At 63.6% G+C, this 24,330-nt stretch carries 24 protein-coding genes; 8 read left to right on the top strand and 16 right to left on the bottom strand.

Annotation, left to right across the window (positions count from 1 at the left end; genetic code table 11):
- Positions 1-3: 3 nt before the first annotated feature.
- On the bottom strand, positions 4-741 hold the full coding sequence (locus tag Q0X62_RS12165; RefSeq protein WP_297736084.1) for a uroporphyrinogen-III synthase: 738 nt from the start codon (positions 739-741) through the stop codon (positions 4-6).
- Positions 738-1,703: a hydroxymethylbilane synthase gene (hemC, locus tag Q0X62_RS12160; protein WP_297736082.1), complete on the bottom strand. Its 966-nt coding sequence runs from the start codon at positions 1,701-1,703 to the stop codon at positions 738-740. Before hemC ends, Q0X62_RS12165 begins: the two co-directional genes overlap by 4 nt.
- 37 nt (positions 1,704-1,740) lie before the next feature.
- Between hemC and tsaD the strand changes: the two genes are divergently transcribed.
- From tsaD to Q0X62_RS12140, 4 genes are read left to right on the top strand one after another with little or no spacing between them, the layout of a single operon-like run.
- A complete protein-coding gene (gene tsaD, locus Q0X62_RS12155; protein ID WP_297736079.1) occupies positions 1,741-2,874 on the top strand; it encodes a tRNA (adenosine(37)-N6)-threonylcarbamoyltransferase complex transferase subunit TsaD in 1,134 nt (377 codons plus the stop codon).
- Entirely contained in the window at positions 2,871-3,872 is a 1,002-nt protein-coding gene (locus Q0X62_RS12150; RefSeq protein WP_297736076.1) for an NAD(P)H-dependent glycerol-3-phosphate dehydrogenase, read from the top strand. Before tsaD ends, Q0X62_RS12150 begins: the two co-directional genes overlap by 4 nt.
- Positions 3,872-4,165 (top strand): YciI family protein, encoded by a 294-nt coding sequence (locus Q0X62_RS12145; RefSeq protein ID WP_297736073.1) that lies wholly within the window; start codon positions 3,872-3,874, stop codon positions 4,163-4,165. Before Q0X62_RS12150 ends, Q0X62_RS12145 begins: the two co-directional genes overlap by 1 nt.
- Positions 4,165-4,500 carry a Rieske (2Fe-2S) protein gene (locus tag Q0X62_RS12140; protein ID WP_297736070.1) on the top strand — a complete coding sequence of 112 codons (336 nt, stop codon included), beginning with the start codon at positions 4,165-4,167 and terminating at the stop codon, positions 4,498-4,500. Before Q0X62_RS12145 ends, Q0X62_RS12140 begins: the two co-directional genes overlap by 1 nt.
- 49 nt (positions 4,501-4,549) lie before the next feature.
- On the opposite strand, the gene Q0X62_RS12135 is transcribed toward Q0X62_RS12140, so the two are convergent.
- Together Q0X62_RS12135 and Q0X62_RS12130 are read right to left on the bottom strand one after the other, a co-directional pair.
- Complete coding sequence (locus Q0X62_RS12135; RefSeq protein ID WP_297736065.1) at positions 4,550-5,005, bottom strand: hypothetical protein; 456 nt, start codon at positions 5,003-5,005, stop codon at positions 4,550-4,552.
- Positions 5,006-5,118: 113 nt separating this feature from the next.
- Positions 5,119-5,880 (bottom strand): creatininase family protein, encoded by a 762-nt coding sequence (locus Q0X62_RS12130; protein ID WP_297736063.1) that lies wholly within the window; start codon positions 5,878-5,880, stop codon positions 5,119-5,121.
- A gap of 360 nt (positions 5,881-6,240) precedes the next feature.
- On the opposite strand from Q0X62_RS12130, the gene Q0X62_RS12125 reads away from it, so the two are divergent.
- On the top strand, positions 6,241-6,996 hold the full coding sequence (locus Q0X62_RS12125) for a hypothetical protein (RefSeq protein ID WP_297736060.1): 756 nt from the start codon (positions 6,241-6,243) through the stop codon (positions 6,994-6,996).
- Here Q0X62_RS12125 and Q0X62_RS12120 read toward each other — a convergent pair whose 3' ends face one another.
- From Q0X62_RS12120 to Q0X62_RS12085, 8 genes are all read right to left on the bottom strand, one after another.
- Positions 6,997-8,454 carry a methyl-accepting chemotaxis protein gene (locus Q0X62_RS12120; protein WP_297736057.1) on the bottom strand — a complete coding sequence of 486 codons (1,458 nt, stop codon included), beginning with the start codon at positions 8,452-8,454 and terminating at the stop codon, positions 6,997-6,999.
- A complete protein-coding gene (locus Q0X62_RS12115; RefSeq protein ID WP_297736054.1) occupies positions 8,451-8,774 on the bottom strand; it encodes a hypothetical protein in 324 nt (107 codons plus the stop codon). The genes Q0X62_RS12120 and Q0X62_RS12115 overlap by 4 nt, the downstream gene beginning before the upstream one ends.
- A gap of 89 nt (positions 8,775-8,863) precedes the next feature.
- The gene (locus Q0X62_RS12110; protein ID WP_297736051.1) at positions 8,864-9,712 is read right to left on the bottom strand and encodes a GNAT family N-acetyltransferase; all 849 of its coding nucleotides are present in this window, start codon (positions 9,710-9,712) and stop codon (positions 8,864-8,866) included.
- A 41-nt stretch (positions 9,713-9,753) separates the two neighbouring features.
- Positions 9,754-11,166 (bottom strand): serine hydrolase, encoded by a 1,413-nt coding sequence (locus Q0X62_RS12105; RefSeq protein WP_297736048.1) that lies wholly within the window; start codon positions 11,164-11,166, stop codon positions 9,754-9,756.
- Between the two features lie 84 nt (positions 11,167-11,250).
- The gene (gene rlmN, locus Q0X62_RS12100; RefSeq protein ID WP_297736045.1) at positions 11,251-12,459 is read right to left on the bottom strand and encodes a 23S rRNA (adenine(2503)-C(2))-methyltransferase RlmN; all 1,209 of its coding nucleotides are present in this window, start codon (positions 12,457-12,459) and stop codon (positions 11,251-11,253) included.
- Between the two features lie 86 nt (positions 12,460-12,545).
- Positions 12,546-13,064, bottom strand: coding sequence for an invasion associated locus B family protein (locus Q0X62_RS12095; RefSeq protein ID WP_297736488.1), 519 nt, complete (start codon positions 13,062-13,064; stop codon positions 12,546-12,548).
- Between the two features lie 98 nt (positions 13,065-13,162).
- The gene (locus Q0X62_RS12090) at positions 13,163-13,696 is read right to left on the bottom strand and encodes a TrmH family RNA methyltransferase (RefSeq protein WP_297736042.1); all 534 of its coding nucleotides are present in this window, start codon (positions 13,694-13,696) and stop codon (positions 13,163-13,165) included.
- Positions 13,697-13,698: 2 nt separating this feature from the next.
- Positions 13,699-14,562: an isoaspartyl peptidase/L-asparaginase family protein gene (locus tag Q0X62_RS12085; protein ID WP_297736040.1), complete on the bottom strand. Its 864-nt coding sequence runs from the start codon at positions 14,560-14,562 to the stop codon at positions 13,699-13,701.
- Between the two features lie 159 nt (positions 14,563-14,721).
- Between Q0X62_RS12085 and Q0X62_RS12080 the strand changes: the two genes are divergently transcribed.
- Complete coding sequence (locus Q0X62_RS12080) at positions 14,722-15,504, top strand: SDR family NAD(P)-dependent oxidoreductase (protein WP_297736037.1); 783 nt, start codon at positions 14,722-14,724, stop codon at positions 15,502-15,504.
- 81 nt (positions 15,505-15,585) lie between these two features.
- Here Q0X62_RS12080 and Q0X62_RS12075 read toward each other — a convergent pair whose 3' ends face one another.
- Positions 15,586-17,685 (bottom strand): TonB-dependent siderophore receptor, encoded by a 2,100-nt coding sequence (locus Q0X62_RS12075; protein WP_297736034.1) that lies wholly within the window; start codon positions 17,683-17,685, stop codon positions 15,586-15,588.
- A 211-nt stretch (positions 17,686-17,896) separates the two neighbouring features.
- Entirely contained in the window at positions 17,897-18,424 is a 528-nt protein-coding gene (locus tag Q0X62_RS12070; RefSeq protein WP_297736031.1) for a hypothetical protein, read from the bottom strand.
- Positions 18,425-18,579: 155 nt separating this feature from the next.
- Between Q0X62_RS12070 and Q0X62_RS12065 the strand changes: the two genes are divergently transcribed.
- Entirely contained in the window at positions 18,580-18,957 is a 378-nt protein-coding gene (locus Q0X62_RS12065) for a hypothetical protein (protein ID WP_297736029.1), read from the top strand.
- Between the two features lie 6 nt (positions 18,958-18,963).
- Here Q0X62_RS12065 and Q0X62_RS12060 read toward each other — a convergent pair whose 3' ends face one another.
- Complete coding sequence (locus Q0X62_RS12060) at positions 18,964-20,268, bottom strand: hypothetical protein (RefSeq protein WP_297736026.1); 1,305 nt, start codon at positions 20,266-20,268, stop codon at positions 18,964-18,966.
- A 106-nt stretch (positions 20,269-20,374) separates the two neighbouring features.
- Positions 20,375-21,196, bottom strand: coding sequence for a diaminopimelate epimerase (gene dapF, locus Q0X62_RS12055; RefSeq protein ID WP_297736024.1), 822 nt, complete (start codon positions 21,194-21,196; stop codon positions 20,375-20,377).
- An 86-nt stretch (positions 21,197-21,282) separates the two neighbouring features.
- Between dapF and Q0X62_RS12050 the strand changes: the two genes are divergently transcribed.
- Positions 21,283-23,487 (top strand): prolyl oligopeptidase family serine peptidase, encoded by a 2,205-nt coding sequence (locus tag Q0X62_RS12050; RefSeq protein WP_297736021.1) that lies wholly within the window; start codon positions 21,283-21,285, stop codon positions 23,485-23,487.
- Positions 23,488-24,330: the final 843 nt, after the last annotated feature.

Raw genomic sequence — 24,330 nt, 5'->3', positions numbered from 1 at the left:
AGCTTAGGACGCGTGGCCTGCCGAGGCCAGTTCCGATGAATCATCGAGGAGCGCCAGCAGCGCGTCTTCATTCGGAGCCGGCGCCGCGATCAGCGCGCCGAAGCCAGCGCCTTCCAGCGGCTTGAGCGCATTGGCAGAAATGCCAAGCGCCGTCACGGAGCCGAGCCAGTGGTGGAGCCCGAATTTGCGCAGCAGGTCGAGAAAGGTCTTCGCGCCACGCGCCGAATGGATCAGGACGGAGACGGGCGCTCCGGAAACAATGGCAGCAATAGCCTCTTCGCCAAGCGCATCGACAGCAACCGCGCCATAGCCAATTGCATCGCGGATCTTGTAGCCATCGGGCTTGAGGGCGCCGGACAGATCACCGGAGACGTGGATGCCGCGCACATGCAGAAGGCTGCCCTTTTCGGCCTTGACCTTGCGCCGGATCAGATTGGCCAGCGAGGTGACATCGCCGCGGGCGGAATGGACTTTCTTGAAGCCGATATCACGCGCGGCCTGCGCCGTGGCATCGGCGACCGCATAGACCGGGAGATCGCGTTCCGGACGTCGTGGCCCCCAGGCCCGAACCCCGTTTGCGGAGGTGAAGACAAGGGCCTGGACGCCGTCGAGGCTGGCATCGATGCGCGCGCGGAAATTGATGTCGAGCACAGGCGAGATGATGGGGTCGATCCCCAGGCGTCTCAGCCCGGAGGCGGTGCGCTCCGCGCCCGGCCAGCCACGTGTGACCAAAACCGTCATGCATTCACCAGGGCCGCAGCGAGACCATCACCGGCAGCAGCGCGCACGGCACGGCCCAGAACCTCACCGGCTTCACGGGCGCTATCGGAAGTGGCGGTCGTCATGTCGAATCGAATCTGCTTTCGCCAGCACTGCGTGCCGTCAGGAGTCAAAACTTCGCCGATGAAGTCCATGGATACCTTATTCACATGGGCGGCAATCGGCGTTCGGCAAGAGCCGTCGAGCGTGGCGAGAAAGGCGCGTTCGGCGGTCACAGCGATCTCGGTCCCGCTGTGATGCAGGCCGCTCAGATGCGCAGCGGCCTCTTCATCGCCGTCGCGAATGGCAACACCCACCGCGCCCTGGGCGCAGGCAGGCAGCATGTCGGACGGGTCCAGCGGATCCCGGCGGGCTTCCTCCCGACCCAGCCGGTTGAGGCCGGCACGGGCGAGGAATGTGGCGTAGATCTCGCCCTCCGCGAGCTTGCCCAGCCGAGTGTCGACATTGCCACGCAGGGGCACGACCTTGAGATCCGGACGCTTGAAGAGGAGCTGGGCCTGGCGGCGCAGGCTCGCTGTTCCGATGGTGACGCCTTCGGGCAGATCGGCCAGGCGGGTTTCACCGCCGCGGGCGATCAGCATGTCGCGCGGGTCTTCACGCTCGAGCAGGGCGCCGAGGGTCAGCCCATCGGGCAGGACGGTCGGAACGTCCTTCATGGAGTGCACCGCGAAGGCGGCGCGTCCGTCCAGCTGGGCCTCGTCGATTTCCTTGGTGAAAAGGCCTTTCCCGCCTGCCTCGATCAAGGTGCGGTCCTGGATGCGGTCGCCAGTCGAGACCAGGCCGAGGATGGGGAAGTGCGCTTCGACGTCGTCGCCGGTCAGACCGCATTGGGCCGCCAGCCGGGCCTGCACATCATGTGCCTGGACCAGGGCGAGGGGAGAGCGGCGAGTGGCGATGGCGAGCGGTCTGGACGGCGGCTTCACGTTGCAATCATCCCGGTCTTGGGGCTAGTGGACAGTCATGGACTTAGCGCCCCCCTCCCCCAAAGCGCAAGCGCGCACACTGACCGTGCTCGGACTGGAATCCAGTTGCGACGAGACCGCAGCGGCGATTCTGCGCCGGGCGCCGGATGGTACGATCGAGGTGCTTGCGGATTGTGTCCTCGGTCAGACCGAGGCCCACGCGCCTTTTGGCGGTGTCGTGCCCGAGATTGCCGCGCGGGCGCATGCCGAGGCCATGGATGGTCTGGTTGTCGAGGCCCTTGCCGAGGCGGGGATGGAGATCGCCGAGCTCGACGGGATTGCGGCGACCTCCGGGCCGGGCCTGATCGGCGGAGTGATGGCGGCCCTGATGACCGCCAAGGGCCTCGCACTGGGTGCCGGCAAGCCGCTGATCGCGGTCAATCATCTCGAGGGGCATGCGTTGTCACCGCGGATCTCCGAACCGCTCGCCTTTCCCTATCTGCTGCTTCTGGTCTCCGGCGGGCATACCCAATTGCTGATTGCCGAGGATGTCGGCGTCTATCACCGCCTCGGCTCGACCCTCGATGATGCGGCCGGCGAGGCCTTCGACAAGACCGCCAAGGTCATGGGACTGGGCTTCCCCGGGGGCCCGGCGCTGGAGCGCATGGCCAAAAGCGGGGATGCGACGCGTTTTGACTTGCCCATGCCCCTCAAGGGCAAGCCGGGTTGTGATTTCTCCTTTGCCGGCCTGAAAACGGCGGCCCGCCAGATCTGGGACGGGCTCGAGGCACCGAGCGAACAGGACAAGGCGGATTTGTCCGCCAGCATGCAGGCGGCCATAGCGCGGGCTTTGGCTCGCCGGACGCGCCGCGCGCTGGCGATGTTTGCCGAGCGCTATCCGGACGCGCCGCGTCCGATGTCACTGGTCGTGGCGGGCGGTGTGGCGGCCAACAAGGCCGTACGCGCGGCGCTGGAGGTCGAAGCGGAGACGGCGGGCTTCCGCTTGATCGCACCACCGATGAAATGGTGTACGGATAATGCCGCCATGATTGCCCTGGTCGGCCTGGAAAGGCTGGCGCGGGGCGAAGTTGACGGACTGGATGCGCCGGCACGGGCGCGCTGGCCGCTGGATGCGGTGTCGGCCAAGGCCGATCCGGCCATCGGCTCCGGACGAAAGGGACCCAAGGCATGAGCGAGTATCAGAGCATTGGCGTGATAGGCGCCGGCGCCTGGGGCACAGCCCTGGCGCAAACGGCGGCCAAGGCGGGGCGTGATGTGACCCTGTGGTCCTTCGAGCAGGATGTCACCGATGCGGTGAACACCAAGCACGAGAACACAATCTATTTGCCGGACGTCAAGCTGAGCCAAGCCATCGAGGCGACGACCTCGATTTCCGATCTCGATGCCTGCGACGCCATCCTTGCCGTAGCGCCGGCGCAGCATTTGCGGCGCGTGCTGGAGACGTTCCTGCCCTATGCCCGGCCCGGCCTGCCGATTGTCCTGTGTGCCAAGGGGATTGAGCAATCCTCCCTGTCGATGATGACCCAGGTGCTCAAAGAGACCATTCCTGCGGCGCTCCCGGCGGTCCTGTCCGGGCCCAGCTTTGCCATCGACACGGCCCAGGGCCTGCCGACGGCTGTGACGCTGGCCTGTGCCGATGAGGCGGTGGGCAATCAGCTGATAGAGGCGCTGGGCACGCCGCGCTTCCGGCCCTACCTCGCCACCGATCTGGTCGGCGCGGAAATTGGCGGCGCAGTGAAAAATGTGCTCGCCATCGGGTGCGGGATTTCCGAGGGCAAGGGGCTGGGCAAGTCGGCGCATGCGGCCCTGATTTCACGCGGCTTCGCCGAGATGACGCGGCTGGCCCTGGCGCTGGGCGCCCAGCGCGAAACGCTGTCGGGCCTGTGCGGTCTGGGTGACCTGGTCCTGACCTGTTCCTCGCCGCAATCGCGCAACATGTCCTGCGGGCTGGCGCTGGGGCGGGGGGTGTCGCTGGACGACATCATGGCCAGTCGACGCGCGGTCACCGAGGGGGTGGCCAGCGCCCCGGCCGTGGTTGAGCTCGCGCGCCGACATGGTGTCGAGATGCCGATCTGCGAGGCGGTCAACGAGATCCTTTCTGGCCGGGCCAGCGTCGATGATGCCATCGAGACCTTGCTCGCGCGCCCCTTCACGCTGGAGACGGCCTGATGCTCTTTCTGGTCCACACCTGGGACAAGCCCGGCGCGCTCGACATCCGCATGGCCAATCGTGACGCCCATATCGCCTGGCTGAAAGCGGCCGGTAACAGCGTCAAGGCTGCTGGCCCCTGGCTCAATGAGGCGGGCGACATGGCGGGGTCGCTCTTGATCATCGAGGCGGAGGACCGGGCCACTCTGGATGCCTGGCTGGCCGAGGACCCCTATCAGTCTGCCGGCCTGTTCGTGCGGGTCGAGATCGCGCCCTATCGCTGGGCCATCAATCCGCCGGTGGAGGCCGGCTGATGCGGCCCAAACCGCCGCCCGGAACAATTCTCGGACGTCTGGAGGACCTGCCGGACCCTGGCGCCCGTGCCTCTGACTGGGAAGGTGGGGCCGTGGTGCTGATCCGTCGCGGTGAAACCGTCACGGCCTTCACCAATCTCTGCCCGCATGCCGGCCTGCCGCTCTGTCTGCCGGACGGTCGCGGCCTGCTGCACAAGGGCGAGACGCTGGTCTGCCCGGTCCATGGCGCGAGCTTCGATGTGACGAGCGGCGATTGTACCGGCGGGCCGGCGGCCGGTGATCATCTCACCGCAATTCCGGTCGAGCAGGTCGGGCCGGAGATACGCGCCCTGTGACCGGCAATGCCCGGTCGGCATCCGGCAAACCCGCCCCGTTGGCTGGCGCCTATTCCGCGGACTGATCCGCTGCCGGCAAATTCATGATGGCGTCCACCAGCGCGCGACCGGTCGCTTCGTCTCTGATCACCGTGCAGAAGGTCCCGTCCGTCGTGCGGTGATAAATGACCGCATCCGTGTTGTGATCATGCTGCTGGCCGGCGGCGCTGTAGAAGGCGGCATTGGCCGCATCAAGCGCGGTCTTGGTGGGTTGTTCGATCTCGGCAATCGACACAGCCATATCCCCGGTCTCGCCGCCCAGTGACCAGGACACGCGGGTCAGGCCAGCGGGGCCGGTTTCCAGAAGCGTCTGTCCCGGGTCGAGCAAGCTGGAGGGCGTTTCGGCAAAGCAGGCGTCCGAGGTCGCCAGATTGTCCTCGCTGAAGCCGGTATTGATGGTCGAGCCATGCTCGGCTGAACAAGCGGCCAGCAGGGCCAATGCAGGCAGGCAGATCCAAGCTTTCATTTCGGCGCACTCCGTATCGACACGTCAGAGTGGGCGTATACCGAGCGCGCGGGGCGCGGTGAAATGAATGTTTTGTGTCGCGGTCTCGCGGGACTCCTTGATCCGGGCCGCGTCTACTCCGCTGGTTCCAGTGCCGGCTTCGCGTCAAAGAAGCTGGTGCATTCGGCGATCAGTGCCTGCTTGGCGAAGCTGACGATCTCGGCGCCTTTTTCCGGGCTGGCCTGGGACGGGTCGGACCCGATCCGGCCATCGGGGAATTTCCGCCGATAGTCCGCAGCGTCTGTGAACCCGCCGACCGGGGCGATCTTGGGGCTCATCTCGACATTCTTGATCGCGTGCGGGTGAGCGTAATAGGTCACGGAGACTTCGGATGCTGTCGCGTGCATGCCTTCACCGACCGGAAAGAGCTTTCGGCAAGTGTCCATCACGCCAGCGAGTTCCCACCAGTTGCGCTGCATGAGCTTGACCGGACAAGCGGCGCCATCGAGCGAGAAATTGGCGTAATACTCCGCGAAGGCGGCGTTGATCGTGGTGATGTTTCCACCGTGTCCGTTGAGGAAGTAGATGCGGTCAAAGCCGTGGCGCGTCAGGCTTTCGATCCAGTCATTGAGCGCGGCGATCATGGTCGAGGGGCGCAGCGTCATCGAGCCGGCGAAACCGAGATGATGCTGGGCGATACCGACATTGAAGGTCGGGCCAACCAGAAGACCGGCTTCTGCACCGGCCTCAGCGGCGATCACTTCCGGACAGATCGCATCCGTACCCACGAGCCCGTTCGGGCCGTGCTGTTCGGTGGAACCGATGGGGATTATGATCCCCTTGCAGCGCTTGAGATAGGTGTCGACCTCGGGCCAGGACGCATGGTGCAACAGCATGATTGCCACTCCGGAAAAGCGTTGATCCGGGGAGCTAAGCCGTCATGGCTGTGTCGCGCAAGGTCTGGATGTCGGTGGTGACGCTTACCCGCACGGCCTAGAGGCGGCGGCTCTCGCGGTGATACAGCCAGGCCGCAAGCGCGGATGCGAGCGCGGCGAATGCCAGAATGAAATGCACGGACCCCTCCATCGCGACGTGATGCCGTCAGACCAGAGTTATAGAGGCTAAGTCCTTATCAACCGTAAAAGAATCTCGATTGGCCCAATCCGTCACGGCTTCGTGAGTGAGCTGTCAGGAGCATCCGGGGTCGCGCTGGTGTATGGAGGACGAGAAAGCATCCTGTTTTGTGAGGGGAAAACATGCGTCGACTATTCATTGCTTCTGTCGCCCTGGCGGCTCTCGCCGCCAGCCCGGTCCTGTCCCAGGACGATCCGATGCCGGCGAGCATCGAGAGCGCGGTGGCCGATGCGACCCGCCCGGAGGCGGATCGCCAGCTGGATGCCAATCGCCATCCGGCCGAAGTGCTTCTGTTTGCTGGCCTGGAACCGGGCTGGCGCGTTGCCGATCTGGCCGCCGGTTCTGGTTATTACTCGCGTGTCCTGTCGACCGCGGTTGGCAGTGACGGCCATGTCTACACCATGAACCCGACCTGGGTGGCGGAGCGCTTTGCCGAGACCGATGCCGGGCTTGCGGCCTTTGCCGGAGAGCGGCCGAACATGACCCATTTCAGCTCCACCATCGAAACCTTCGGCGAGCATGTCGGAACGGAGCCGCTCGACGCGGTCTTCATGGTTCTGTTCTATCACGACACGGGCTGGGACGGCACGGATCGCGTCGCGATGAACGCCGAAGCCTTTGACAGCCTGCGCCCCGGCGGCGTGTTCGTCGTGATCGATCATCACGCGGTCGAGGGCACGGGTCTCGACGTGGTTGAAAGCCTGCACCGTATCGATGAGGCCTCGGTAATCGCGGAGGTCACGGCGGCCGGCTTCGAGCTCGACGCGAGCAGCGACATGCTGGCCAATGCCGAAGACAGCCGCGAGATCAGCCCCTTTGATCCGTCGATCCGCCGTCAGACGGATCGTTTCGTCCTGCGGTTCCGCAAGCCGGACTGATCAGGCGGCATCCAGTTCGGACCGGAAGCGGTTGAGTTCCTCATCAAGGCGACCCGCCGCTTCCCCCAACTCGCTTGAGGCACGGGTGAAGGCTTCTGCGGCCGTATTGGTCCGCTCGGCGGCGTCGGTGACCGAGCCCATGGCGTTATTGACTTCGGTGGTTTCCATCGCCGCGCGCTCGGCCAGGGAGGCAATCTCCTGGGTGGCCTGGTTCTGCTCGGCGAAGGCGCCCTGCACGCTTTCGGTGGAGTTGCGCAGTTCCGCGATGATTTCGGTGATGCGGCCCAGCGCGCCAGCAGCGCCGCCTGATGCGCCCCGCATGGCTTCGATCTTCTGACCGATGTCGCTGGAGGCGCGGGTGGTCTGTTCGGCCAGCGCTTTCACTTCCGACGCCACGACCGCGAAGCCCTTGCCAGCCTCGCCCGCGCGTGCCGCTTCAATCGTTGCGTTCAGCGCGAGCAGATTGGTCTGCTCGGCGACATCGGCCACCAGGCGCATAATGTCCTCGATTTCCTTCGCCGCGCCTTCCAGAGCATCGATCGAGCGCCCGGCACCTTCGGCTTCCGCGGCGGCCCGGTCGGACACATCGCCGCTATTCTCGAGAATGCGTGCGACCTCGCCGATAGAGGCCGAAAGCTCCTGTGCGGCCGCGGCGACCGACTGAACATTGGAATTGGTGGTCGAAGCGCGCGATGAGGCCTGTGTCGCGCCCTCACGCGTCGCCAGCGCGTCACCCGTCAGGTCGGAGGCAAGCGTACTGACCTGCTGGGCCGCCCCGGAAATTCCGCCCGCCACGACCCGCAATGCGGACTCAAAGGTCTGAGCCAGATTGGCGACATTGGCGCGTTGCTGTTCGGCATTGTCGCGGGTGGTCGATTGGTCCTCCGCACTGCGAGCGGCAGCTTTCTGGGCCTCCTCGGCCTCGGCCGCTTTGCGGTGAGCGCCCTCCAGGGCCGCCGCCGCGTGGTAGGTCATCCACACCAGGGCAGCGGATTGGCCCACAACGATCACGGCATGGAAGACAACGCGGAAGAAGTCGGCACCATCCGGGAAGACGGCCCAGGGCAGAAAGAAATTCAGGGACAGGTGATGCACCGCCGTGGCAGCGGAGGCGGCGAGAATGACGCGCCAGTCCAGCATCAGGGCGGAAATCGACAGCGCCGCGAAGAACATCATGTGCATGTCGATCTGCCAGGCCGATCCGCTCATCACGTAGACGAAAAGCGCCGGGAAGCCGATCAGGGCGGTGCCGACGGTCGTGCGGGACGACCGGGAGTTCGGCGACATGCGCCAGCTTGTCGCGGCGATCGCCAGGAGGGCCATGCCAACCAGGCCAGCGGGCAGGATACGATGGGCGGCGACGAAGGCGGCTGTTGCCAGCAGAGCAAGCCAGAGCCCGGCCATGATCAGGACGGTTGCGATCTGCGCGCGCTGGCGGATGTGGCTGAGACTGGTCATGAAGCAACGTCCTGTGTGGGAGAGGGGGCGACAAGGCAGCCGCGAAAGGCATTGGCGGGCAGGATGATCAGCGCGCCGGCATGGCGCAGCGCGTCACGATCAGCGGCGTTGTCGAGTATGAAGACACCAATATTCTGGGTACGCCCGAAGGTCAGTGCTGCCTGGTCCGCGCCGGCGGCGGCCAGGACAATGTCCCGGGCATCCCAGCCCGGCGGGAAGATCGCGGCATATTGGTCGTTCGATGCGGGCTCAAGCGCGCCAAGCAAAGGTGTGGCGCCGATTCCTGCAATCAAAAGTATAGTTTTGAGTGAATTCAGCATCGATTTCGTGGCGACTCGTATTGATAAGCCACAATTAGCGCTTCGATGGTTAATTAGTGTTTACAGGCCGCCGGTCCCGAATTGGTCCTTCAAGCGGTCTTCCACTCTCGTTTCAGCAATCCGAAAAGCAGGGTGTCGCGCACGCCGATATGCGTCTCCCACTCGTCGCGCAAGCGACCCTCGAGCGTAAAGCCCAGCTTTGTCAGGACGGCGATCGAGCCGGTATTGTCCGGATCGGTATCCGCGTAGACGCGGCGAAGATCGAGCTTGTCGAAGCCAAAGTCGAGCACTCGTCCGGCGGCCTCGCTGACATAGCCTCGTCGTGTGGCATCCGGCCTGATGATGTAGCCAATCTCGGCAACGCCGGAGCGGCGGTTCAGCAGGATCACCCAGCCCAGCGCGTCGTCCGGGGCTTGCGGACGGGTGATGGCCCAGGTCCTGACGCTGGCCGAATGAATATTCCAGCTCAGATAATCGCGCACGGCTTCGAGCGAAGCCAGGGGCGCGCTGGACCAGTAGGTCATGGTCTGTTCGTCGCTGAGCGCCGGGTAGACGGCCTTGGCGTCGTCGAGGGTCAGGGGGCGCAGAAGCAGCCGGTCCGTCGTGAGAACAGGGACCTCAAGCGCAGCTTCGCGCGAGGTCAGCGCATCTTCGGCGACAGTCAGACGCATCTCGTCGAACCGCTCGGCGATACAGGCCTGCATGGTCTTGAAACAGTCCTGTGAAAACCAGTCATGGTTGGTAAAGCAGGTCTTGCGGGTCGCTTCGTCCGGCCAGGCCGCATAGGACCAGTAGAGCCCGTCCTCACCGCGATGAAGGATGGCGCCGTAAGAGCCGCAAGCGGAGTGGATCCGACGTGTTCCCTCGGCCCAGGCAGTTTCGAATTCGGCCTCGCGACCGGGTTTCAGTTTCCAGCGATAGAGGACGGCGTCAGTCATGTTGGAGGGGTAGACCGCCGGGAAGATGATGCCAACCCAGCTCAGGGTTCGAAGCCATATGTTCCCAACGAGAGACTGTCCGTCACCGTCGGGTCTGCTTCGGACGGCGCCGCGGCGAAGTGGATCCCGCGCTGCCCGTCTGCGGATTCGAGATAGATTTGCAAGCGTTCGCCATCCATTCGCCAGGCGATCGGATGGAATGGACCAAAGTCCGCTGCAATGCGGACATAAGCTCCTGTGAAACCTGCAAAATCCTCCAGGTCCGAGGCGCTCGCCGTGTCGGGCTCGTACCCGTGCAGGCGCATGGTTGCGTCACGCGATGCGTTGGTGTCGCCGCTCAGAACAGCTTCAATCATCGCGGACAGTTTTGGCAGGATGGGCTGGTCGGTGATTTGATCGAAGTCCGAGATCGTGATCCAGCCGTCGGCCTCGACCGGGCGATACCGCCCGCTTCGCTCGGCAATCGCCGGATACAGGACAGCTCCCGACCGGGTAATGATGTCGGGTATCTGTCGCAGCTCGCCCTCAACCCGATTGTTCAGGCTGACAATGGCAAGGGCCGGTTCGCGCGCTATCAGCCAGGCATGTGTGAAGCCGGGCACGTGACCGGTCGCCAGGACATAGGATGGGTCGCGCGCATCCGGGCGTCCGAACTGGGTAAAGAATTCGCGTTGGGCTGCGTCGCTGAGAAAACCCGGATTGAGGATTTCGCGGCTTAGGAGTTCCAGGTCCCGTATGGAACCATGTAGGCCGCCCGTGCTGTAACGTTGCGCAATCGGGTGATCGGAGACAAGGACGAGCGGGTCGCCCTCATAACCGTTCAAATGTCTGCCCTGACCGAGATGATCGACGCCAAAGCCCGTATCAACGAGACTTGCCGGTCGGATGACAAGCGCGTCTATGGCGTCGGCGTAAGTCTGACCAGTTACCGCTTCGATCACAGCGCCAAGGTGCATGTAGCCGAGATTGGAATAGCGTGTCCGGGTGCCAGGCGTGTAGTCGGGCGCCAGATGACCCTGGGCGTCCATGAAGGCGAGCGCATGACCCGTAGCGTCGAACCGGACGCCGCCTGTCTCATCATCGAGGTCGCGGGGCAGGCCGGAACTGAAGTTCAGGAGCTGGCGCACAGAAACGACCTCGGCCCAGTCAGCCGTGAGCCCCGGCCGCAGGCTGGACAGAGATTGGTCCAGATTGAGCTCGCCCTGGTCGGCCAGTCGAAGAAGCGCTATCTGGGTGAAGATTTTGGACAAGGAAGCCAGCCGGAACCGGCTGGCCTCGTCCACGCCCTCGGCAAGAAGGCGTACGGGTTCATCGTCACCGACTCTGAGGCTCTGCGCGCCCGAAATATCCCCGCGCTCCGCCGCTTCGGCGAGAATGGCGTAAGCGCGGTCCTGTGGTGCCTGACAGGCCGCAAGGCCAATCAACGCAAGGAATACGATAAGGAGTCTTGTCACGATCATTTCCCCCATGTGCGGGGCGAATCTGCAGGGTATCAGCCTACGAGAGACTTTCGGGAAAATGTCTTATCGGCAAGCGACTCAAATCGCTCCGGATGTATCCGGCTGTGAGGCGGTTTCCGCTTCCAGGCGCTGCTTGCGCAGCACGCTGGCTTTCACCTTCTGGCTTTCCGAGCGCAGCTGGCCACAGGCCGCAAAGATGTCGCGGCCGCGCGGGGTGCGGATCGGTGAGGCATAGCCGGCCTTGTTGACCACGTCCGCGAAGGCTTCGATCTGGTCCCAGTCCGAGCATTCATACGGGCTGTTCGGCCAGGGATTGAAGGGGATGAGATTGATCTTGGCGGGCACGCCCTTGAGCAGTTTCACCAGCGCCTTGGCTTCGGCGAGGCTGTCATTGACGCCCTTGAGCATCACATATTCGAAGGTCACGCGCTTGGAATTGCCCAGGCCCGGATAGGCGCGGATCGCCTCCATCAATTCTTTCAGCGGGTACTTCTTGTTCAGCGGCACGAGCTCGTCACGCAGCGGATCATTGGTCGCGTGCAGCGAGATCGCCAGCATGGTGCCGGTGAGGTCGCCGAGTTCCTTGATCTTCGGCACCACGCCGGAGGTCGACACCGTCGTCCGTCGGCGGGAAATGGCAATGCCCTCCCCGTCCGAGATGATGTCGATCGCGGTTGCGACATGGTCGAGGTTATAGAGTGGCTCGCCCATCCCCATGAAGACGATATTGGTGATCTTCCGGTTCTCGTTCGAGGTCGGCCACTCGTCCAGATCATCGCGCGCAATCATGACCTGGGCGACAATCTCGGCCGCCGTCAGATTGCGCACCAGCGCCTGGGTGCCGGTATGACAGAAAGTGCAGTTCAACGTGCAGCCGACCTGGCTCGACACGCACAGGGCGCCCGAGCGGGCGACATCGGGGATGAAGACTGTCTCGCACTCGACGCCCGGCGCCAGTTCGATGAGGTATTTGCGGGTGCCGTCGACGGAGACCTGACGATCAATCAGCTTGGGCCGGTGCAGCGCATATTTCTCCGCGATGACGGCGCGCAGGTCCTTGGAGATATTGGTCATCTCGTCGAAGGAGGTCACGCCGTAATGATAGATCCAGCGCCACAGCTGTTCGGCGCGCATCTTCGCCTTCTTCTCGTCCACGCCGCAATCAATCGCGACCTCCCGCAATTGCTCGCGCGTCAGGCCCGCCAGCGAGGGCCGGGCGCGTGGCGTGGTCTCGTCAATGCGCGGGGCATTGGCGTTGCGGGCATCAATGTTCAGGGCGTGGTTCATGGTCGCCAGACTAGCTCAATTCAAACGAAGCCGCGCGCTCTATCACAAAAGCGCGGCAATTCCGAATCGCGATCAGGGGGCCCGGGCTAGTTGCAGAGGGCTTCAACGCGCTGCAAGGCGGCCGTCACCCCGGACAATGAGAACTCATACGACGTCGACACGCCATCGAGTGTGGTCGCGGAGACCCGCATGGCCGACCCGCGACGCATGGCGCGGACCAGCTCGTCCTCTTCATCCAGATCGTCGAGGAAGCCTTCCTGGCCATCGGCGAACATGTCAAAGCGGTCGGAGCCGACGCGGACTTGCGGCGGGCTGGTCGGGCGCAGATCATAGCCGACCAGGAGCGAGGGTTGGTCCTCGACCGCCCCCGATCGCCAGCTGGCGACCAGGAAATAGACATTGCCGTGCTCATGGGCGCGCGGCGAACTGTCTGTCGGTCGGCTGAGCGCGTAGCAGGAATAGCCGGCCTCGGTATTGCGCGTGAATACACGCCAATCGCTGTACTCGCCGCGAAATTGCGGGTCATCCTGGGCCTGCGCCCCGGCGGTCGTGAGTGTGGCGAGGCTGAAGGCGAGGCAGGCAGATCGTAACAACACGGTGATCATCCTCATGGAGACGCTTGCGGAATGCCGTCTAGGGCATGGCTATGGCGGTATGATGGCAGGGTTAATCCCGGCCTAAGATCGCTCGACCGACCCCGATTTCACCGGTGGATACCGAATTTCTTCGTCGCATCGGCCAGGCTTTCCAGCGTCGGCCCGCCCGGCATGAGCGGACGCTCGGCGAAGCCGCCGAAATTGATCTGGCGGTCATAGAGCGTGATCGCGCAGGCGACCGAGACATTGACGCAAAACTTGGTCGGGATCTTGACGATATGGGCGCATTTGGCCTGCATCTCCTCCGACAGGGAGCCGCGCTCCCGGCCGAAAACATAGGCCGCACACAGCGGGTGACGGAAGCTTGGCAGTTCAATGGCTTCATCGGTCAATTCAATTCCGACCAGCTGGCAATTGGACGGCAGCGCCATGCCCTCAACACCGTCCCATTCGTAATAGGGAACGTGGTCGACCGATTTGGCCGTGTCGGCCCGATTGACGTCGCGCACCTGGTGACTGGCATCCACGGTAAAGGCAAAACTGCCGCCAAAGGCGTGCGCGGTGCGCAGGATGGCACCCAGATTCATCGGCTTGGAAATACCTTCCGCGCCAACCCCGAAATATCCCCGCTTGATCGACATGGTCAGCGCACGCCGGCGGTGATGCGGCCGTCCGGGTGGACCATGGCCTGTTTCATGCCCGGCGAATTGAAGGGTGCGGCCAGGTTGCCATCGCGGTCGACCGCGATGATGCCGCCCTCGCCTTCGAGGGCACCAACATCAGCGAGCGCGCCGGCAGCGGCATCGGCGAGGGATTGATGGCCATAGCGCATGCGGGCGGAGACATCCTTGGCCGTCGCGGTGCGCAGGAAAAACTCACCCTGACCCGTGCAGGAAACGGCGACATGGCCGTCAGCCCAGCAGCCCGATCCGATGATCGGGCTGTCGCCGACCCGGCCTTCCATCTTGTTCAGCGTCCCGCCGGTTGAGGTCGCCGCGGCGAGGCGACCTTCCATGTCAAGCGCCACACAGCCCACCGTCCCGGTCGCGATGGCGCGGTCATCCGGCGCGGCGGCAGGTGTATAGTAGTCATTCACGCTTTCGACGCGCTCCAGCTCCGCCTCGCCGCAAAAACGTTCGGCGCCGCGACCGGCCAGCATGACATGGGGCGTGGTCTCCATGATTGCGCGGGCGGCGGAGACCGGACTGGTGAAGCCGGTGAGCGAGGCGACGGATCCGGCCCGCTGCGTGGCGCCGTCCATGATGGCGGCATCCAGCTCATAGCGACCGGCCTTGTTGGGCGACGCACCCTTGCCAGCGACATAAAGGCCGGAAGCTTCCAGTTCGCGGACAATATCCTGGACGATATCGAGGGCATTTGCGCCGATGGCCAGGCGCGCTTTTGCTGCCTCGGCGAGGCCGCGCATATGCTCGATTTCCTTGGCGTAATCGCGATCAGCCAGGGTTCCGGCACCACCATGCAGCACCAGGGCGTAACGTCCGCTCATATCGTCAATCCCGTGTCGGTTTCAAAGGCGTTCGATTGCTCTAGCACCGCTCGCATCAAGCCCCCAAGCCGGATTTCCACAGCAGGCCAGCCGCCGTGGCGGATTTTCTTTTGCCGGTCGTCACGCTATGTCGCTGGCATCGATAAAGGGGAGTGTCTCATGAAACTCGACTCATCCATTGCCGCCATTGTCACGGGCGGTGCTTCCGGTCTCGGCGAAGGTACAGCCCGCCGCCTCGCCGCCGAAGGCGCGAAAGTGGCCATTTTCGACATGAATGCCGAGAAGGGCGAAGCGGTCGCCAAGGAGATTGGCGGCGTGTTCTGCCAGGTCAATGTGGCCGACGAAGCCAGCGTCGATGCCGGTCTGGCCAAGGCCCGCGACGCCCATGGCCAGGAACGTGTCTTCGTCAATTGCGCCGGGATCGGCTGGGCCGAGAAAACAGCCCGCCGCTCCTCCTCTTCCGGCGAGATTTCCGCGCATTCCGCCAAGGGCTTCCAGACGGTCATCGGCGTCAACCTGATCGGCTCTTTCCTGTGCGCCTCGAAATCAGCCGCCGGCATGATGTCGCTCGATCCGGTCGATGGCTCCGGTCGCGGCGTGATCGTCAATACGGCCTCGGTTGCGGCCCAGGATGGGCAGATCGGCCAGGTCGCCTACGCCGCCTCCAAAGGTGGCATCTACGGCATGACGCTGCCAATGGCGCGCGATCTCGCCAAGGAAGGCATTCGCGTCAATACCATCCTGCCAGGCTTCTTCGAGACGCCGATCTACCAGCAGATGCCGCCGGAAGTGAAAGTCTCGCTGGCCTCGCACCTGCAATTCCCGCAGCGCTTCGGCACGCCGGAAGAATATGCGGATCTTGTCGCCTTCATGGTTCATTCCGACTACATCAACGCCGAATGCGTCCGACTGGATGCGGGCGCGCGCATGCCCCCGAAATAGGCGTCGACGCCGACCCGATACAGGAAAGGCCGGAGCTGACGCTCCGGCCTTTTTTGCGATCGGTTCCGACCCGGTCGTCGATCAGAATTCGTGACTGATCGACAGGCGCGCATTGAGCGGCTCGCCGGTCGAAATGTTCGAATTCGAATGCGCATCCGGGAAGTAGTCCGTGTCGAACAGATTCTCGACATTGAGCTGGAGGCGCGTTGCTTCGCTGAGATCATAGAAGACCGCGGCATCGAAGCGGGTGTAGCCCGGCAGCTCGACGCCATTATTCTCGAGCACGAAGGAGGCGTCCTGATAGGTGGCCCCGAGTGCGACGGCCAGTTCGCCATTGATCTGATAGCGGTTCCACAACGACAGCATGTGTTCGGGCGTCTGGCGGGTGGAATTGCCGTCAAAGCCGCCGCCTTCCACGACACCGTCGAGATAGCTGTAGCCGGCATTGAGGCTCCAGGCGTCGGTGATTTCGCCGACCAGCTGGAGCTCGAAGCCCTCGGTCGTGCTGCCCGCGACCGTGGTCACGATCGACGGATCGTCCGGGTCGACCGTGGTGAACTGGCCGCGTTCAAGCCGGAAGATGGCTGCGGTAAAGCTCAGATCGGCATTGATGTCCCACTTGGCGCCGATCTCGCGGTTCTCGAAAGTCTGCGGCTGGATATCTTCGGTCGTCGTGCTCAGCGTCAGGAATTGATCGCCGGCGCTGGGCAGGAAGGTTTCCGAATAGCTGGCGTAGACGGAAATGTTTTCAGCCGGCTTGTAGATCAGCCCGAAGCGCGGAGAGAGCTCTTCATCGACCCGGCCGCGGCGGCCATTATCGGTCGCCGAGATTGCCTGGCGGTCGAGGACGGACACATCGAAGCGGTCGAAGCGGGCCCCGACCATGACTTTCAGCGTGTCGGTCAGATCGATCTGATCCTGGATGTAGAATGAGGTGAACTGGACGCTCGAGCTGCGGTCGCGCGCCGGGGTCACGAAGTCGAAGTCCGGAATGATGAGCGGATCGGTGAAGTCAATCGTGATCTGGTCGTCATTGCTGGCGACAAAGAGATTGTCGGTGCGGGCATTGTCGGTGTCCTGGTCCCCGAACTCGCCACCGACCAGAAGCGTATGCCCGATCGATCCGGTCTGGAACTCGCCGACCAGATTGCCCTGGACGATGAGATTGGTCCGCGCCGTCGTGTCACGATAGCCGTCAAGCGTGACCTGGCTCGGCGTCACCGTCGGGTCAAAACCGGCCGCATAGATGTTCTGATAGGCCTTGTCGTAATCGGCATACTGGGCGGTGACATTGCCGCGCAGCTGATCAGTGAACTCGTGATCCACCCGGACGCGGAAGGTATGGGCCTGGAGCGTTGTCCGGTTGCGGTCGCGCGAGCCGAAGAAGGTGTTGTCATAACCCTCCAGCGGACGCCCCGGAGCGCCCGGGACGGCGATGGACGGGACGCCGCGGTCCACGACGCGGTCGTCATCAAGATACTCGTAGAAGGCGGTCAGCGTCGTCTCATTGCCCAGCGCGATCTGGGCGGTCGGGTTGATGCCGTAGCGGTTGCCGGCGAAGGCGTCGCGGTGATTGGCCATCTCCTCGACAAAGGCGTTCAGGCGCAGACCGGACTGATCGCCGGTATCCAGATTGATGTCGGCGGTCAGCTGCCCGGCGCCAAAGGTATCAATGGCGGCGCTATAGCCCTGAAACGCTTCACCGATCACAGGTGATTTCGTGACGCGGTTGACCACACCGCCACCGCCGCCACGACCGAAGAGCAGAGCGTTGGAGCCGCGCAGGATCTCGACCTGCTCCAGATTGTAGAGCGGGCGGTAATACTGGACGTCGTCGCGAATGCCATTGAGGAAGAAGTCGGCTGTGGACTGGTTGCCGCGGATATTGATGGCGTCACGATGCCCCTCGCCCTGGCTGATCGACAGGCCCGGCGTGTAGCGCAGGATGTCGCCAAAATTGACGAAGCCCTGCTCGGCAATCTGTGCGTCGGTGATGATCGACAGGCTTTGCGGCACGTCGATGACCGGGGTCGGTGTCTTGACCGAGTTCAGCTGATCGAGAGACAGGTAGCGACCATTGATCTCGATAACGTCGGCATCCTCCTCCTGGGCGGCGGCGTGGCCGGCCCCGAGGCTGACGGTGAGTACGGTGGTGAGCAGAAGGGATACTTTACTGAACATTGGCTGGCCCGGGCATGAGAATGAAAATCACTATCCCGCTATTGCGACCGAGAATGAGTGTCAAGCACAAGTGTAAGCGCTCGAGCCCGGTCGCGACGCTTCGCCGCGCACCGTGACAATCCGGCATCTTGGGTGACGGGATGCAAACCGGAACGAAAACGGGGCCCGCGATTGCCGCCGGCCCCGTCAGAACAGAGTGTCGTTTGGCGTATCAGTCGCTGGTCGGCCGGACGATCTGTTCGCCCAGATTGGACATGACATCGCGCGCGCCGAAAGCGCTGGGGTCGTCCGGCTTGGTGCCGCGACCGAGATAGATCTCGGCGCTCGCTTCATAACGGGTGCTTTCGCGATAGCTGACATCATCCCAGAACGGATCATGCCATCCGCGCCAGCCCCAGCGGGGGTGGAAATAGGCGTATTGAACCGAGAAACCTGTATAGGGCGAGCGGCCAATGCCGGACGCCATGACGCGGGTATCCTCGTCGGTCGCGCGATTGACGACGGTGAAATAGTCATAGCCGTTTTCGACCGTCAGTTCGGCGGCGCGGTAAAGAAGATAGGTTTCCACTGTCTCGCGATCAGTCAGCGAATTACCCTCGAAAGAAATCCGGTACCGGTTGCTCTCGATACGGGTCTCCGAAAAACCGCGCCCGCTTTCGTCCGCGGCCTGATAGGGCGTCGGGGTTGCGCAGCCGCCCAGTACGGCCAGGCCGGCCAAAGTGATCAAAACGCGCCTCATGTCGGGCTCCTTTTAAGGCTGGCGGTCCCTCGCCTCATTCAATATGACTCGTCACGCTCGCTTCGAAGGGACGGACTCTCTACGTGTGAGCATAGGCGCGTGCGGACGGGCGTCAAACGCCTGATTACGTGATTGGGGGATTGGGGGGACCGGTGATGATACAGCGAAATCGTTATATTCCGCTGGCCATGTTGAGCCTGTCTCTCTGGACCGGCAGCGCACGCGCGCTCGACCATGCCGATGAAGCTCCGGTTCAGCAGGCTTGTGAGGGGGCAGGTGTCGACACAGCGACCTGTGCCTGTATCTCCCGCGAGGCCAATTCCCGTTTCAGCCATGAGCAGCTCAGCGTGTTGGGCACGGCGATGCCCGATCTCGGCCGTATCAGCCAGGATCCGGCCTTGGCGGGGCCGGAGCCATTGCACGAACGCTTTACGGCGGAAGAATTGGCGCATCTGGAGCAGAGGGCACGCGCGGCAGATATCGTCATCCGCCAGGCCTGTGGCGTTGGGCTGAGTCTTGGTGAAACCGGCTGAGCCGGATCAGCGCAGATCCAGCTCGACAATCGCCGTGGCCGGCCGCGCTTCCTCCGACACGGCGCCATCCGCGGGAAAGAGCGGCCAGGCGGCATTGCTAACGACCCAGGCCCGGCCATCGGCCAGATCGACCAATGTCGGCTCGGTATTGCCTTGCATGGAAGGGTGACCACGCAACAGGACCTCGACATTCGCCACCTCGCGGCCGGTCGGGTCGAGGTCAATCGCCATCACCTGGTGGGGTCGCGCCCCGTTGCGCACGGCAATCAGCCGCCCGTCGCGGGTCTGTCGAAGTCCGTCAATGCCGATCAGGCTGATATCGGAGGCGCGCACCAGGCTGGCACTGCCATCCATCAGGTCGATCCGCCAAATGCCCAGCGAGTAATCAGCGACATAAAGGGCGCCACGCGCCAGGGCGACACCCTGCAGACTGACGAAGCGCGGGTCCTCTGCCAGCACTTCCAGTTCGCCGGATACATTATCGAGCCGATAGACACGCGGCGCCTGGCTGTCGGAGATATAGGCGCTGCCGTCGCGAACCACGAAGTCGGCCATCTGGACCGCACCGTCAATCGTGTAGCGGCGGTGGAGATCGCCGGTGATCATGTCGAAGGCGAACAGGGCCGTGCCGTCTGCCTCTCCCGCTTCGAGCGGAGTCTGCGGCACTGTGCCTGACGCGGCCCAGAGCATGCGGGTCCGATCATCCACAAAGAGGCCGAAGACAGACCATAATCCGTCATCGCGATCCGCGAAAACCACCGGCTCGTCGCGAGCAAAGGGCTCCAGCAGCAGGATTTCGCGCGCGGCGACGGAAGAGACAAAGATGCGGTCTGTTTCGATATCCACCGCCACGCCTTCAATCAGTGCATCCGGGCGATCGATACGGGCAACAACCTCGCCCGCACCAACCGGCTCTCCGTTCGCCGCAAGCGCTGCCATGATCGTGGAAAGCCGGTCCGTGTCGGCGGCCTCCAGCAGGTTCAGGGTTTCGTCCGCGGGTTCGAAGGTCAGCCCGGCCTCGACCGTCCAGTCGAGCGCCGTGAAGGCATCATCGGCGCGTTCGGCGCGGGTGGCGATAGTCACAAGGGCGCGCAGGACGGCGGGGTGAGCCGGTTTGATGTCGAGCGCTGCGAGCATCAGGCGGCGGGCGGTTTCGGTATCGCCGGCGCGCAGGGAATTGCTTGCTTCGGCGAACATTTCCAGCGCGATGGATTGCGGCGTTGGCGCCTCGGCTTCGGTGTCCTGGGCGGGCGCGGATCCGGTTGCCAGACTGGTCAGAATGGCGGCGAGCGTGATTGCCTTGAATGTCATGTTGAGTGTTTCCCCCCGAAACGCGGCCCCTTTGCGACCAGTTCAGGGATAATATGAGGTTTTGCCAACCGCGAAACTCACACCTGTGTGCATGGCCCTGTCGGGTCTAGTCCAGATGGAGGGTGACGGGACCCTCATCCTCGACCGGACCCGTGAGGATGACATGGTCGTCGTCCTCCCGCCATTCCACGAACAGCTCGCCGCCATCGGCCATGACCGACGCCTTGCGTTCGGCCAGACCCCGGCGATGGGCGGCCACCAGCGCGGCGCAGGCCCCGGTGCCGCAGGCTGCAGTGATCCCGGCGCCGCGCTCCCAGACCCGCAAACGGATGTGTCGGGCATCAAGAATTTGTGCGAAGCCGGCATTGACGCGTTCCGGGAAGAGCGGGTCCAGCTCCACCTCGCGGCCCAAGCGCGCCACGGGCAGGGCTTCGACATCCCGGATAAAGAAGACGGCGTGCGGATTGCCCATGGAAACGGCGCCGGGCGCCTCGATGCGCAATCCGTCGGCCTCGCAGGCATAGTCGAGCCGAACCGTATCCATAGGACGGGCCAGCGGAATGTCCTGCCAGTCGAGACGCGGCCGCCCCATGTCGACGCTCACCGTCATCGGGCCAGCGTCGCTGGCGTGAAGGAGGCCGCCTGCAGTGCCCAGGCTTGCAGCGCTGGCGCCGGTTTGCTGCATCATGGCCCAGGCGGCCGCGCGGGTTCCGTTGCCGCAGGCTCCGACCTCATCACCATCGGCATTCCAGATCCGCATGAAGGCGTCGGCGCTGTCGCTGTCCTCAAGCACAAGGAGTTGATCGAAATGATGGTCGTGCGCCATCGCTCTCACCGCGTCGCGGGAAGGATTGAAGGGGGCGGCCCGCCCGCGCAGATCGGCAAGGATGAACCGATTGCCGGCGCCATTCATCAAACGTGCATCCATAACGGCTCCGATACCGCCCCCATCCCTTTACGTCCACTACCGCTCCGGTGTTAATTGCGTCGGAAACATCAGAGGGGAAGAGACTGATGAGAGTTTATCGGAGTATCTGGGCGGTCACCGCCAGCGCCGCCATTCTCGCGGCCTGCAGCCAGCCCGCCAGCGATGAGGGCGAAGACGTGGCCTCCACAACACCGGACGCGCCGGCCGAGCGCCAGATCGTCGAGATTGATCCCAATAATGACCCGCGGGTCTGGCTTGAAGAAGTCGAGGGCGAGCGCGCCCTGGAATGGGTCGAGGGTCAAAATGACCGCACCTTTGATCGCCTTCAGGGCGATGAGCGCTACCAGTCGCTCTATGATCAGGCGCTGGCCATCTACCAGTCCAATGACCGGATTCCCTACGGTTCCTATTCAGGCGGCTATATCTGGAATTTCTGGCAGGACGCCGAGCAGACACACGGCCTGTGGCGTCGCACTACGCTGGAAAGCTATCTCACCGATGATCCGGAATGGGATGTTGTGCTTGATCTCGACGCCCTGTCCGAAGCCGAGGACCGCAATTGGGTCTGGCGCGGATCGAACTGCCTGGCGCCCGACTATGATCGCTGCATCCTGACCTTGTCCGATGGCGGCTCCGACGCAGCCATCCGGCGTGAATTCTCGATCTCCGAGCGCGCCTTTGTCGAGGGCGGGTTCGAAACCCCGGAAGCCAAGGGTGGCGTCAGCTGGATCGACGAAAACACCGTGATGGTCGGCCTGGCCACCAGCCCGGAAGACACGACCAGTTCGGGCTATCCGTCGGTCGCCTATCGCTGGGAGCGCGGCACCGATCTCGCCGATGCGACCGAAGTCGTGCGCGGCGATGCCGATGATGTCGGCCTCTTCTCCTTCCGGGTCGAAGACCATGACGGCAGTGTCTACATGATGGCCTCGGAAGCCGACACTTTCTACGACACGACCTGGTGGTATCTGCCGGCCGATGCCGATCCCGTTCAGCTGCCACTGCCGAGCAAGTCCTCCATCCAGGACATCTACCAGGGCGAGCTGCTCTTCACGATCGAAGAGGAATGGACCCCGGTCGAGGGGGGCGAAACCTTCCCGCAGGGCGCGCTGCTCTCCTTCACCATGGCGGACTTCGCGGCCAGTGGTGAATTGCCGCCGGTCAAGACGGTCTTCGTGCCTGGCCCGCGCCAGTCCATGGGCGGTATGGGCTCCACCGCATCGGCCTTCCTGGTGGCGATTGACGAGAATGTCGTCGGCGGCCTCGAAGCCTTCCACTATGCCGATGGCCAGTGGACGTCCGAGACCGTGCCGGTCCCGGCCAATATGACGATCAGCCTCGGTTCGACCAATTCGCACCACGACGTTGCCTTCATGAATGCCGAAGGCTTCCTGACGCCGGACAGCTATTTCATGGTCGATGCGGCCGAGCTGACCGTTGAAGAGATCAAGTCGATCCCGGCCCAGTTCGATGCCGAAGGCCTGATCGTCGAACAGCTTGAAGCCGAGTCGACGGACGGCACCATGGTCCCGTATTTCGTGGTCCGTCACGAAGACACGGTGATGGATGGCACGACGCCGACCCTGCTCTACGCCTATGGCGGTTTCCAGGTCTCCATCCGCCCGAGCTATTCCGGTTCTCGCGGTCAGCTCTGGCTGGAAAATGGCGGCGCCTATGTGGTGGCCAATATCCGTGGCGGTGGGGAATTCGGTCCGGCCTGGCACCAGGCCGGTCTGAAAATGGATCGTCAGCGCATCTATGACGATTTGATCGCCGTGGCCGAGGACCTGTCGACACGCAGCATTACCAGCCCGCGCCATCTGGGTGTGTATGGCGGCTCCAATGGCGGATTGCTGACCGGTGTCATGTACACCCAGCGTCCGGACCTGTGGAATGCGGTCGTCTCGGCCGTGCCGCTGCTCGACATGCTGCGCTACCACACCCTTCTGGCCGGTGCGTCCTGGATGGGTGAGTACGGCAATCCGGAAGACCCGGACGAGGGCGGTTTCCTGCGCTCGATCTCGCCCTACCACAATGTGGATGCGAACGGCGACTATCCGGAAATCTACCTCTACACCTCGACCAAGGATGACCGTGTCCATCCGGGCCATGCCCGCAAGATGGCGCACCTCCTGGAAGAGCTGGGCCATGATTATCTCTATTACGAGAACACGGCCGGGGGTCACTCCGCCGCCGCCAATCTCGAGGAGTTGGCCCGCCGCGATGCGCTGCTCTACACCTTCCTGACGCAAAAGCTGATGGATGATGTCGACCCGCTCGACGCGGAATAGGCGTCCTTGCCGCGATTGAAGAAGAGCCCCGGAGCACCTGCTTCGGGGCTTTTTTTGATTGCGACACACGCCTGGCTCCGCACGCGTCAAGCGCCGGAGGGATGAGAGGGGAACGGGATGTCGGCCAATGCCGTCAACCGGTTTGATTTGAATAACGTGACATCGCCGACATCCCGTCCGCGGAGATTTCCCGGGCTGTCTCCACCCCGATTCCAACACGCCAGGTAGATGGGGTCGGTCGTTTAGTGCCCCGCGACCTGGTCGCACGCCCTGCCAGCGCCAATGGCTGTCACACCACCGCCCGGACAGGCTCCGCTCGCTTCCGGGCACAAGTGACTGAGCTCGCGCCTCCCGTCCCGAAAACCACAGGCATTATGGCGTGGGGGCAGAGGGGGGAGGATAAGTTTTGTGAAAATTCCCGCCCCACACTCCGTCATCCCGGCGAAGGCCGGGACCCAGTCTGCGACGCAAGCTCTTGCCAAGATTGGCGAAATCGAGCCTGCGAAACTGGGTCCTGACTTGCGTCAGGATGACGGTATTGGCGGTGTCGGGCGGGGATAAAGTGTCCAAATCAACGTCATCCCACGGTCGCGGCAAGGCCGCGATCCGGGGGACCCCAGCAATATTGCGAGCAGATTTGCCGCGAACACGCCGCCGGAACGGTCACGCCGGGTAGCCAAGGCCCCCGGATGCCCGCAACGCGGCCACCGCGGGATGACGACGATAGGATGAAGCACGTTGAACAACCGGCCTCTCCGGCCCTTGAGGGACGAAGCGCGCCGAGGCGCACTCCTCTCCCCGCAAACCACCGCACTCCCCCGATGACCGAGCGCCCGGCCCGCG

The sequence above is a fragment of the uncultured Maricaulis sp. genome (genome assembly GCF_947259345.1).
Classification (GTDB): Bacteria; Pseudomonadota; Alphaproteobacteria; order Caulobacterales; family Maricaulaceae; genus Maricaulis.
The sequence above is the reverse complement of the archived record's forward strand: the minus strand, read 5'-3'. Positions and strand labels throughout refer to the sequence as shown.